The 11,807-nt window shown below is 72.9% G+C and carries 11 protein-coding genes; 6 read left to right on the top strand and 5 right to left on the bottom strand.

Features of this window, described 5'->3' with window-relative positions; genetic code table 11:
- Positions 1–4 precede the first annotated feature (4 nt).
- Positions 5–1,180, top strand: a complete 1,176-nt coding sequence (locus ACZ7MF_RS13775) for an anhydro-N-acetylmuramic acid kinase (protein WP_471476847.1) — start codon at positions 5–7, stop codon at positions 1,178–1,180.
- A 24-nt stretch (positions 1,181–1,204) separates the two neighbouring features.
- Here the strand turns inward: ACZ7MF_RS13775 and mgrA are convergent, their stop codons facing one another.
- The 3 genes from mgrA to ACZ7MF_RS13760 all read right to left on the bottom strand — a co-directional run bounded on the left by mgrA (position 1,205) and on the right by ACZ7MF_RS13760 (position 3,703).
- Entirely contained in the window at positions 1,205–2,251 is a 1,047-nt protein-coding gene (gene mgrA / locus ACZ7MF_RS13770; protein WP_356857464.1) for an L-glyceraldehyde 3-phosphate reductase, read from the bottom strand.
- Positions 2,252–2,375: 124 nt separating this feature from the next.
- The gene (locus ACZ7MF_RS13765; RefSeq protein WP_471476844.1) at positions 2,376–2,741 is read right to left on the bottom strand and encodes a darcynin family protein; all 366 of its coding nucleotides are present in this window, start codon (positions 2,739–2,741) and stop codon (positions 2,376–2,378) included.
- 68 nt (positions 2,742–2,809) lie between these two features.
- Entirely contained in the window at positions 2,810–3,703 is an 894-nt protein-coding gene (locus tag ACZ7MF_RS13760; RefSeq protein WP_471476843.1) for an NAD(P)H-binding protein, read from the bottom strand.
- A 112-nt stretch (positions 3,704–3,815) separates the two neighbouring features.
- On the opposite strand from ACZ7MF_RS13760, the gene ACZ7MF_RS13755 reads away from it, so the two are divergent.
- From ACZ7MF_RS13755 to ACZ7MF_RS13745, 3 genes are all read left to right on the top strand, one after another.
- Positions 3,816–4,775, top strand: a complete 960-nt coding sequence (locus tag ACZ7MF_RS13755; RefSeq protein ID WP_471476841.1) for a LysR family transcriptional regulator — start codon at positions 3,816–3,818, stop codon at positions 4,773–4,775.
- 462 nt (positions 4,776–5,237) lie between these two features.
- Positions 5,238–6,758, top strand: coding sequence for a catalase (locus tag ACZ7MF_RS13750; protein WP_471476839.1), 1,521 nt, complete (start codon positions 5,238–5,240; stop codon positions 6,756–6,758).
- A 443-nt stretch (positions 6,759–7,201) separates the two neighbouring features.
- Positions 7,202–8,122, top strand: a complete 921-nt coding sequence (locus ACZ7MF_RS13745; RefSeq protein ID WP_471476837.1) for an SDR family oxidoreductase — start codon at positions 7,202–7,204, stop codon at positions 8,120–8,122.
- A gap of 18 nt (positions 8,123–8,140) precedes the next feature.
- Here ACZ7MF_RS13745 and ACZ7MF_RS13740 read toward each other — a convergent pair whose 3' ends face one another.
- Both ACZ7MF_RS13740 and ACZ7MF_RS13735 read right to left on the bottom strand, forming a co-directional pair.
- The gene (locus tag ACZ7MF_RS13740) at positions 8,141–9,430 is read right to left on the bottom strand and encodes a phosphatase PAP2 family protein (protein ID WP_471477235.1); all 1,290 of its coding nucleotides are present in this window, start codon (positions 9,428–9,430) and stop codon (positions 8,141–8,143) included.
- Positions 9,431–9,611: 181 nt separating this feature from the next.
- Positions 9,612–10,685, bottom strand: a complete 1,074-nt coding sequence (locus ACZ7MF_RS13735; RefSeq protein ID WP_471476836.1) for an alkene reductase — start codon at positions 10,683–10,685, stop codon at positions 9,612–9,614.
- Between the two features lie 116 nt (positions 10,686–10,801).
- Between ACZ7MF_RS13735 and ACZ7MF_RS13730 the strand changes: the two genes are divergently transcribed.
- Positions 10,802–11,167 carry a MerR family transcriptional regulator gene (locus ACZ7MF_RS13730; protein ID WP_361009088.1) on the top strand — a complete coding sequence of 122 codons (366 nt, stop codon included), beginning with the start codon at positions 10,802–10,804 and terminating at the stop codon, positions 11,165–11,167.
- 60 nt (positions 11,168–11,227) lie between these two features.
- Positions 11,228–11,800, top strand: coding sequence for a TetR/AcrR family transcriptional regulator (locus tag ACZ7MF_RS13725; RefSeq protein ID WP_471476834.1), 573 nt, complete (start codon positions 11,228–11,230; stop codon positions 11,798–11,800).
- Positions 11,801–11,807 lie beyond the last annotated feature (7 nt).

Here is an 11,807-nt window from a genome sequence, read left to right as displayed (position 1 = left end):
CATCGTGCGTGTGATCGGCCTGATGTCAGGCACGTCCTACGACGCCATCGAGGCGGCCGCCGCGGATCTCGAACTGCGGGGCGAGGCCCTGGTGATGCGCCCGCTCGGCCATCTCTCCGCCCCCTACCCGGACGGGCTGCGGGACCTGATCGCGGGCAGCCTGCCCCCGGCGGCGGCGACGGTCCGGACCGTCGCCCGGCTCGACACCGGCATCGGCCAGGCCTTCGCCGACGTGGCCGTGCGGGCGGTGCGCGAGCTGTGCGAGGGCGCGGCCGACCTGGTGGTCTCGCACGGGCAGACCGTGTACCACTGGGTGGAGGACGGCGCCGTGCGCGGCACCCTCCAGCTCGGCCAGCCCGCCTGGATCGCCGAGGCGACCGGTCTGCCCGTCGTGTCCGACCTGCGTGGCAGGGACGTCGCGGCCGGCGGTCAGGGGGCGCCGCTGGTGGCCATGACCGACGTCCTGGCCATGGCGGCGCTGCCCGGCGTCCCCGCCGCCCTCAACCTCGGCGGGATCGCCAACGTCACCGTCGTCGCCCCCGGGGCCGAGCCGCTGGCCTTCGACACCGGCCCGGCCAACGCGCTGATGGACGCCGCCGTACGGCACTTCACCGGCGGTGCGGCCGCGTACGACGAGGACGGGCGCCGGGCCGGGGCCGGCCGGGTCGATCCGGGGCTGCTGCGGGTGCTGCTTGACGACCCGTACTACGGCAGGCGGGCTCCGAAGAGCACCGGCAAGGAGCAGTTCCACCTGCCGTATCTGCTGCGGGCGCTCGCGGCGGCACCCGTCGCCGAACCCGACCATGTCCTGGCGACCCTGGCCCGGCTCACCGCCGTCACGGTGGCCGAGGCCTGCCGGGCGCACGGCATCACGCGGCTCGTCGTGTCCGGCGGTGGCGCGCACAACCCGGTGCTGATGGGCATGCTCGCCGAGGAGCTGCCCGGGGTGACCCTCGGTTCCAGCGACGCGCTCGGGCTGCCGTCCGACGCCAAGGAGGCACTTGCCTTCGCCCTCCTGGGCTTCCTGACCGTCAACGGCCTGCCCGGCGCGATCCCCTCGGGGACGGGCGCCCGCCGGGCGTCCCTGCTCGGCAGCATCACACCCGGTCGGGAGCCGCTGCGGCTGCCCGAACCGGCCGGCGAGCCGCCCCGGGTGCTGCGTGTCGTCGGCGGGCCCTGAGCACTTCCGCGGACGGGGGACGCCTCAGCCGAGGTCGCCGGTGCGGGCCCGCCGCCACAGGTCGACGTCGCCGTCGACGACCGCGTACTTGTCGATCTCGGCCAGTTCGTCGTCGCTGAAGGACGGGTTGGCCAGGGCGGCCACGTTCTCCTCCAGCTGCTCGGGGCGGGAGGCGCCGATCACGAGCGAGGTGACGCGCGGGTCGCGCAGCGCCCAGGCGAGCGCCATCTGCGCCAGGCTCTGGCCCCGGCGGGCGGCGATGTCGTTCAGGGCGCGCAGCCGCCGGACGGTGTCCTCGGTGAGCCAGCCGGTCGCGAAGGACTTGCCCTGGGTGGCGCGGGACCCCTCGGGCACGCCGTCGAGGTAGCGGCCGGTGAGCAGCCCCTGGGCCAGCGCGGTGAACCCGATGACGCCGAAGCCCTCGTCGGCGGCCGCGTCCAGCAGACCCTCGGTCTCGATCCACCGGTTGAGCATGTTGTACGACGGCTGGTGGATGAGCAGGGGGGTGCCCAGGTCGCGGAGGATCGCCGCGGCCTGCCGGGAGCGTTCGGCGTCGTAGGAGGAGATGCCGACGTAGAGCGCCTTGCCCTGCCGCACCGCCGTGTCCAGTGCCGTCATGGTCTCCTCCAGCGGGGTGGAGGCGTCCAGGCGGTGGGAGTAGAAGATGTCGACGTAGTCGAGACCCGTCCGCTTCAGGGACTGGTCCAGGGAGGCGAGCACGTACTTGCGGGAGCCGCCGCCCTGGCCGTAGGGGCCGGGCCACATGTCCCACCCGGCCTTGGTGGACACCACCAGCTCGTCGCGGTACGGCGCCAGGTCCTGCCGCAGGATCCGGCCGAAGTTGATCTCGGCGGACCCGTACGGCGGACCGTAGTTGTTGGCGAGGTCGTGGTGGGTGATGCCGAGGTCGAAGGCGCGCAGGGCGATCCGCCGCTGGGTCTCGAACGGCTTGTCGTCGCCGAAGTTGTGCCAGTAGCCGAGGGAGAACGCGGGCAGGTCGAGCCCGGAGCGTCCGGTGCGGCGGTACTGCATGGTGCCGTCGTAGCGGCTGGGGTCCGCGACGTGGTTCATGGGGGTTCTCCGGTGGGGAAGCGGGTCGGACGGCCCGTGCCACCTGACCGTCCGGCCGCGGCGGCATCGCGGGCGCCGTCAGTTTCTCACCGTCGTCGGCGACGGCGTGATCCACCCGGTCCGGTCAGGTGGAGATGGTGGTGACCGCGTCGACTCCGTAGGTGCGCGCGTAACCGTTCTCCGTGCCCACCAGGAGGTCGACGACCTCGAAGTACCGGTCCCAGAAGGGCGTCTCGCGCAGGGCGTCGACGAGGAGCTGGTAGGCGTGGTGGTCGTCGGCCTCCCAGACCCACACGTCGGTGACGCGGGCGGAGTAGAACTCCGTGTCGTAGAAGCGTGACCGGACGCCGGTGGTCCTGGCCTTCACGACGGGAACGACCTCCGTGGTGAAGGCGTGCACCCGCTGCTCGACGGTCAGGGCGAGCCACTCGGGTGTGGTCTTGACGAGCATGAACGCGGTGACCGGGGTGTGGGTCGTCTCTTCCGGCATGGTTGCTCCCTGTTCCGGGGTGAGAGTGAGTGTGAGGGCTGGGGGTGGGGGTGGGGGTGGGTGAGGATTCAGGACAGGACCACGGGCCCGAGGGTCCGGGCGACCCAGTCCTCGAAGGTGGTCGGGGTGGCCGTGTCCGGGGTTCGGGTGACGCCCGCGTCGAGACCGTCGTCCTTGGCCCGCTTCATGTCGACGACGCCGTCCACGAACTCCCGGTCCAGGCCGTGGCCGACGAGGGCGGCGCGCAGGTCGTCGTACGTCTGGCGTTCGTAGCGGACGGGGCGGCCGAGCTGTTCGGTCATGATGCGGGCCAGGTCGTTGGGTGACAGGTCCCGCGGTCCGAGCACCGGGACGCTGCCGGTGCCGGTCCACGACCGGTCGAGCAGGAGACCGGCGGCCACCGCGGCGATGTCGGCGACGGCCACGAGCGGGGCCTTGCGCTCGGCGTCGACGACGTCGGTGAAACAGCCGCGCTCCCGGATCGAGCCGGCCTCCTCCAGGAGGTTCTCGAAGAACGACGGGTTGGCCAGGGCCCGGTAGGCGACGCCGGTTTCCGCGATGAGGTCGTCCACGGCGAGGGACGCGGTGACGAGCCCCGCCCGGGCCGCGACCGGGGTGCCGCGGCCGAGTGCGGAGACGCCGACGACATGGCCGACGCGGTGCGCGGCGAGCGCCTTCGCGGCGGGCCGGGTGAAGCCCCGGTAGGCGTCGTCCGGGGCGCGGGAGGAGTCCGGCGGGACGAGCCAGAAGACGGCGTCGGCGCCGTCGAAGGCCCGGTCGACGACGGCGGGGTCGCCGTGCGAGCCGGTGACCACCTCGACGCGCTCCCGCACCGGGGCGGCCAGGCGTGCGGGGTCGCGCACGATCACGCGCAGTTCCTCGCCCCGGGCGGGGGCGGAGTCCAGGAGCAGGGGCAGCAGTCGGCGCCCGATGTTCCCGGTGGGTGCAGTGATGACGATCATGAAAACCTCGTGGGTCGTTCCGTTCGGGTACGCCCACATCCTGCGGAGCCACGAGATGTTGCCACAATGGGAACTTCAGCAAGGGATTGTTGCCCGGAACGGAATAACACTGGTGAACAGCACAGACCGGATCGCGCCGGTCATCGACGCCAACCTCGCCGTGGCGCTCGACGCCCTGCTGGCCGAGCAGAGCGTCACCCGCGCCGCCGCCCGCCTGCGCACCTCCCCCGCGGCCATGAGCCGCACCCTCGGCCGCCTCCGGCGGATCCTCCAGGACCCCCTGCTGGTCCGGGCGGGGCAGACCATGGTGCCGACCCCGAGGGCGCTGGCCCTGCGGGACGAGGCCGCCACCGTCGTACACCGGCTCGGCGCGCTGCTGACCCCGGCCACCGGCGTCGACCCGGCCACGCTGCGCAGCACCCTCAGCCTCCAGGCCGCCGACCTGGTCGGCGCGGCCCTCGCCGCCGGTCTGCTGACGCTGGCCGGGCAGGAGGCGCCGGGGATCTCGCTGCGGTTCCGGGCCGAGGAACTGGAGGCCGGACCGGCCCTGCGCGACGGCCGGGTGGACCTGGAGGTCGGGGCGATCGACCACGTGGATCCCGAGACGCGGGTCGAGGAGCTGGTCACCCTGCGGATGACGGCCGCCGTCCGGCCCGGCCACCCGCTCGCCGAGGGGCCCCTGACCCCGGCGCGGTTCGCCGCCGCCGAGCACGTCGCGGTCAGCCGCCGCGGCCGGTTCGACGGTCCGGTCGACGCCGCCCTCGCCGAGCACGGCCTCAGCCGCCGGGTCGCCGTCGTCCTCCCGGGACATCTGGCCGCACTGTCCCTCGCCGCCCGCACCGACGTCGTCGCGCTGGTGCCCGCCGCGCCGGACGGCGACTCCTCACCCAGCCCCCTCACCGAACAGGCCTCGGTCCTCGGACTGCGGCTTCTCGACATCCCGCTGCCCCTGCCGCCGGTGGCCATCGGCATGGCCTGGCACCCCCGGCACACCTCCGACGGCGCGCACCACTGGCTGCGCGCCGCGGTCCGCCGGGTGCTGCGTGCCGAGCCGTCCGGCCGGCGCGGGTGACGGGGTGACGGGGTGGCGGGGCAGGTGCCGATCCGCCGTCCCCACCGCGGCACCCGCCGCCCCCGCGTCCCGCCGCCCCCGCACCCGTCGGCCGCTCCGCTTGCGGGGGCCGGGCGGCGGCGGAGACTGATACGGACGACGGCACTCCGGAAGGCCTGGACGGATGGGCGAGCACGCGGTGCGTCCCGGCGCCGGGACGCGGCACGGCCGACGAGCCGACGGGCCGACGGACTCCGCCCCCTCCTCCCCCCTGCCCGGTCCGTCCCCGCACCCGCATCCGCATCCGATTGGCGCGGCCGCTCCAGGGCACACGTGCGGCGGGAACCGCGCGGGCCGGGGGCCCGGGGACGGCCCGGGCGTCGGCGGATCCGCTCTGCCGGGCAGGGCGAAGAGGGTCCCGTGCCCCGTGTCCGAGTCGCGCGGCCCCTGAGCGTCAGCCACTCCCCGACGAAAGGCAGTCTCATGACGGACACCCCGCCTGCCACCACCACGGACTCCGGCGCACCGGCGGAGAGCGACGAACACTCGCTCACCGCGGGCCCGGCGGGTCCGGTCCTCCTCCAGGACGCCTACCTCATCGAGCAGATGGCGCAGTTCAACCGGGAGCGCATCCCCGAACGCCAGCCGCACGCCAAGGGCAGCGGCGCCTTCGGCCACTTCGAGGTGACGCACGACGTGAGCGCCTACACCAAGGCGGCCGTCTTCCAGCCGGGCACGCGGACCGACCTGGTCACCCGCTTCTCGACCGTCGCGGGCGAGCGCGGCAGCCCGGACACCTGGCGCGACCCGCGCGGCTTCGCGGTGAAGTTCTACACCAGCCAGGGCAACTACGACATGGTCGGCAACAACACGCCGGTGTTCTTCGTCAAGGACCCGATGAAGTTCCAGCACTTCATCCGGTCACAGAAGCGCCGGGCGGACAGCAACCTGCGCGACCACGACATGCAGTGGGACTTCTGGACGCTCTCGCCGGAATCCGCGCACCAGGTCACCTGGCTCATGGGGGACCGCGGCATCCCGCGCACCTGGCGCCACATGAACGGCTACACCTCCCACACCTACATGTGGATCAACGCCTCGGGCGAGCGCTTCTGGGTGAAGTACCACTTCAAGACGGACCAGGGCATCGAGTACTTCACCCAGCACGAGGCCGACCAGATGGCGGCGGCCGACACCGACTACCACATGCGGGACCTCTTCGAGCACATCCGCGACGGCGACTTCCCGAGCTGGACGCTGCACGTGCAGGTCATGCCGTACGAGGACGCCGCGGGCTACCGGTTCAACCCGTTCGACCTGACGAAGGTCTGGCCGCACGGCGACTACCCCCTGATCCCGGTCGGCCGTATGACGCTGGACCGGAACCCGACGGACAACCACGCCGAGATCGAGCAGGCGGCCTTCCAGCCCAACAACCTGGTCCCGGGCATCGGCCCGAGCCCGGACCGCATGCTGCTGGCCCGGCTCTTCTCGTACGCCGACGCCCACCGCCACCGCATCGGCGCGAACTACCAGCAGCTTCCCGTGAACGCCCCGGTGGTCGACGTCCGCACCTACTCCAAGGACGGTGCGATGGCCTACCGGAAGACGACCGACCCGGTCTACGCGCCGAACTCCAAGGGGGGTCCGGCCGCCGACACCGAGCACTTCGGCACGCCGCCCAGCTGGGAGACGGACGGGTCCATCACCCGCACGGCCTACGTCAGCCACGCCGAGGACGACGACTGGGGGCAGCCGGGCACCCTGGTGCGCGAGGTGCTGGACGACGCGGCCCGGGACCGGCTGGTCGACAACGTGGTGGACCACCTCCTCAACGAGGTGACCGAACCCGTGCTGCAACGGGCCTTCGAGTACTGGTCGAACATCGACAGGACCATCGGCGAGCGCATCGCCAAGGGGGTGCGGGCGAAGGCGGGCGAGAAGGACTTCAAGGCCGCCGAGCAGCGCAATCCGGCCCGGCAGTCCATGCAGGACAAGGCCTGAGTCCTCCCGTGGTTCTCCGCTCCGACGGGGCGTGCGCCGACCGGCGCACGCCCCGTTTCTCGGGCTGCCGGCATCCGGGCGTGCGTTGATCTGCGGTGCGGTGGCCTCGGCCGCCGCGGACGGAGTGACCGCCCTCTTGTCGACCGGCTCGGCGGGCGCACGTACCTGGAGTGGGAACGGACCGGTTCCCGCTGCCGGGGTGGGACGCGCGCGAGCCGGGCCACGCGGCGACGCTGGACGTCTGGGGCGACGACCTCGCGCTGATGCGTCGCTCGGCACCGCGGCGCGTTCCTTGAGGGCCAGCGATGACAGTCGCTGACATCGCGTGTTACCTTCGATGACAGCGGCTGTCATCGAAGGTCCCGGTGCCGCGCTCGTCGCACGCACCCGCACTCGATCCCGGACGGGCAGTCGCCGCATACCGACATACCTGGAGGAATCTCATGCGTGTTTTCGTCACCGGCGCCTCCGGCTGGATCGGCTCAGCCGTCGTTCCCGAGCTCATCGGGGCCGGTCATCAGGTCGTGGGACTCGCCCGTTCGGACGCCTCGGCCGAGGCACTCGCCGCGGCCGGGGCCGGCGTGGTCCGGGGCACCCTGGACGACCTCGACGTCCTGCGGCGGGCCGCCGCCGACTCGGACGGGGTCGTCCACCTGGCCTTCAAGCACGACATCGCGTTCTCGGGCGACTTCAAGGGCGCCGGCGAGGCCGACCGGCGGGCCGTCGAGGTGATCGGCGAGGCGCTCGCCGGGTCCGACCGGCCGTTCACGATCGCGTCCGGGACGCCCGCGATTCCCGGGCACGTGGCGACCGAACACGACGGTCACGACGTGGACCGGGCCGCGGCCGCCCGGGGCGACGCCCAGCACATCCGGGCCGTCACCGCCGAACTGACCCTCTCCCTCTCGGCCCGCGGTGTCCGCTCCTCCGTGGTGCGGCTGGCGCCGACCAATCACGGCGAGGGGGACAACGGATTCGTACCGGCGCTCATCGGGATCGCCCGCGACAAGGGCGTCTCCGGGTACCTCGCGGACGGCACCAACCGCTGGTCGGCCGCGCACCGTCTCGACTCCGCGCACCTGTTCCGCCTCGCGCTGGAGAAGGCTCCCGCGGGCTCGACGCTGCACGCCGTCGCGGAGGAGGGCCTGCCGGTTCGGGACCTCGCCGAGGTGGTCGGCCGGCAGCTGGGCCTGCCGGTGGTGTCGGTCCCGGCCGCGGACGCGGACGCCCACTTCGGCTGGCTGGCGGGCCCCCTCGCCGCCAACCGCGCGGCCTCCAGCGTCCTGACCCGCGAGCTGCTGGGGTGGGAGCCCGTCCAGCCCGGGCTCGTCGAGGACCTGGAGCAGGGCCACTACTTCAAGTAGCCCCGGTCCTTCCGGGTCTCAGACCAGCTCGGGCTGCGGTTCCGCGGGGCGCGGCGGTTCCGGCTGCCGCGCCGGCACGGCCTTCGCCTCCCACCGCCGGGTGGTCCGCAGGTACCCGAGGATCACGGAGGCCATCGCGAGGAGAAGCAGCGGCCCCGCGGCCCACGGGTGCTCGGCCATCTCCACCGGCAGGTACCGGTAGGACACCAGGAGCACGGCGAACACCGTCGTGCCGTACGCGACCAGCCGGACGGCCGCACGGTCCCAGCCCCGCGCGGACGCGCGCATCGCGGTTTCGACCGTGAGCGCGAAGACCACGCCGGCGACGAGGTCGGCGCCGTAGTGGTAGCCGAAGCCCAGGGTCGCGGTGAGGGTGGCGACCAGCCAGAACGTGCCCGCGAAGCGCATGCCCCGTGAGCCCCTGCGGGAGTGGACGAACAGCGTCGTGGCCCACGCCGTGTGCAGGCTGGGCATGCAGTTGCGCGGGGTGATGTCGTCGAACGGGATCGGGTGCGGCGCACCGGTCGGCGGCAGCGTGTGCGGCCACAGGTTGGCCACCGCCCACTGGCCGCCGTCGGCGCCGTAGGCGAAGACCGGTCCGACGACCGGGAAGACCATGTAGACGGCGGGCCCGAGCAGACCGATGACGAGGAAGGTCCGCACCAGGTGGTGGCTCGGGAACCGGCGCTCGAACGCCACGTGGCGCAGTTGGTACAGCCCGACGAGGGCGGCGGCCAGGGGAAGCTGGCCGTAGACGAGGTGGAGCACGTGGCCGCCGACCGGCTCGGTGGCCTCGACGAACCGGCCGACCAGCCACGAGGGGTTGCCGAGCGCCTGGTCGGCGGTGGCCACGTACGGGTCGAGCACCGCCTTGCGGGTCTCCGAGGTGATGAGCAGCCAGGTGTCGCCCGTCTTGTGACCGGCCACCAGGAGCAGCCCCAGCCCCACGCCCTTCAGCAGCAGGGCACGCTCGCCGCCCTCGCGGCGCGTCACGGCGACCACCGCGCAGCCCAGGACCACCCACAGGGCGCCGTTGCCGAAGTTCATGTCGGCGCCGGCCGCCCAGCGCACCAGCCAGAAGACGACGTCGATGCCGATCGCGGCACCGGCCGCGACCAGGCGCTGCCGCCAGGTCAGCACCACCATGGTCAGGGCGAGGCCGGCGTACAGCAGCGGCCCCGAGGCGGGCGCGAAGACCACTTCTCGCGCCTGCTCGGTGATCGGGCCCCGCACGCCGTAGTGGCGCGCGGCGAATTCCAGCGCGACGAGGAAACCGAGGGTCACCACGCCGGCCGCGGTCCACAGCAGGACCCGCGGCCGACGCAGCGCGGCGGACAGAGGGCCGCGGTCTCTTCGCGAGGATATTCGTGTCGGTAGGGTTTTCAATTGTTTGGCCCGTTTGCTAGGGGTCGGACAAATAGGTCACTCGTACGGATCGTCACGAGTTCGAACATGCTAACGGCACCGCTGAGCCGACCCCGGGCGTGCGTCAGGCCGTGTGCTGGTACGCCGGGTAGGTCAGGTAGCCCGCGTCACCGCCCTGGTAGTACGTGGCCTCGTCCACCGGCGCCACCGGCAGGCCCGTGCGCAGCCGCTCGACCAGGTCCGGGTTGGCGATGAAGCCGCGGCCGAAGCTGATGAGGTCCGCCCCGAGCCCGAGCCAGTGGTCGGCGTCGTCGCGACCGGTCTGCTTGGGCCCCATCGGCAGCACCGGGTTCATGACGAGCGTGCCCGGCCACACCCGGCGCAGGGCGACCAGCAGGTCCTCGTCGGCGGTGGCCTCGATGTGGACGTAGGCGATCCCGAGGCTCGCCAGCTCGGTCAGCAGCTCGGTGTAGAGGTCGAGCACCTCGGCCTCCTCGACACCCCAGAACGTGCCCGCCGGGGAGAGGCGGATACCGGTCCGGTCGGCGCCGACGGCCTCGACGGTCGCGGACACGGCCTCGACGGCGAAGCGGATCCGGTGGGCCACCGGGCCGCCGTAGCGGTCGGTGCGCAGGTTCGCGTTCGAGGAGAGGAACTGCGAGATGAGGTAGCCGTTGGCACCGTGCAGCTCGACGCCGTCGAAGCCGGCGTCGACGGCGCGGCGCGCTGCCCCGGCGTAGGACCGGGCCTGCTCCGGCACTTCGGCGGTCTCCAGGGCGCGCGGCATCGGCACGGGCTGCGGGCCGGTCGGGGTGAACACCTCCCCGACGGCCGGGACGGCCGAGGGACCGACCGGCACCATGCCCGTGGTGTCGGGGTGCGAGACGCGGCCGCCGTGCATGATCTGGGCGAAGATCCGTCCGCCGTTGGCGTGCACGGCGGCGGTGACGGGGCGCCACGCGGCCACCTGCTCGTCGGTGTGCAGTCCCGGCGTCCCCGGGTTGGACTGCCCGACCAGGCTCGGCTGCACTCCCTCGGAGACGATCAGTCCGGCGGTGGCGCGCTGGGCGTAGTACGTGGCCATCGACGGCGTGGCCAGGCCGCCCTCGGCGGCACGCACCCGCGACATCGGGGCCATGACCATCCGGTTGGGCAGCGTCAGGTCGCCGAGCCGGTAACTGTCGAAGAGGGACGTCATGTCAGGACTCCTTGGTCGTCCGCGGGCCCGGATCTCGGGCACGACGGCTACGCTAGAACCTGACACTGACGTCAGAGGCAAGTATGTGTGCCGCGGATCACAGCAGGGAGCAGGGCATGCGCATCGGGGAAGTGGCGTCTCGGGCCGGGGTCAGCGTCCGGTCGGTGCGCTACTACGAGGACCAGGGGCTGCTGGCGAGCACGCGCAGCGCCGGCGGCCAGCGCCAGTACACGGAGCACGAGGTCGAGCGGGTCAGGTTCCTCCAGCGGCTGTACGCCGCGGGCCTGTCCAGCCGGACCATCGCCGAACTGCTGCCCTGCGTGGACGCGCCCAGCGAGGCCCATTCCGACGCGGCGCTGGAGCGCATGGCGCAGGAGCGGGACCGGCTGAGCGAGCACATCGCCGACCTCATCCGCACCAGGGACGCGCTCAACGCCCTGATGACGGCGGCCCGCGAATACCGGGACGCCCAGTTTGCCTAGTCATGTCAGGCAAGCTCATAATCTTCCCCGGTTGCCGGGTGAGCGATGCGGAGGACGGGTGTGGCTCGGGTAGGGCTGACGACCGAGGGCCTGATCAGGGCCGGGGCCGAGACGGCCGACGAGATCGGCTTCGAGCGCACCACGCCGACGGAGCTGGCCCGGCGGTTCGGTGTCCGCACGGCGAGCCTGTACTCGCACGTGCGGAACGCCCACGACCTCAAGACCGGGATCGCGCTGTTCGCCCTGGAGGAGCTGGCCGACCTGGCCTCCGAGGCGGTGGCCGGACGGGCCGGCAAGGACGCGCTGACCGCGTTCGCGAACGTCTACCGCGACTACGCCCATGAGCACCCGGGCCGCTTCGCCGCCACGCAGTTCCCCCTCGACGCGGAGGCGGCGGCCTCCAGTGCCGGGGTCCGGCACTCCCAGATGTCACGGGCGATCCTGCGCGGATACCGCCTGGCGGAACCGCACCAGACCCATGCCGTGCGGCTGTTGGGCAGCGTCTTCAGCGGCTTCGTCGGTCTGGAGGCCTCGGGAGGCTTCAGCCACAGCGCCCCCGGCTCGCAGGAGAGCTGGACGGAGATCCTCGACGCGCTGGACGTCCTGCTGCGGACCTGGCCGACCACGTCCTGACCCGGCC

Source organism: Streptomyces sp. NPDC111628 (assembly GCF_055635195.1).
The sequence above is the reverse complement of the archived record's forward strand: the minus strand, read 5'-3'. Positions and strand labels throughout refer to the sequence as shown.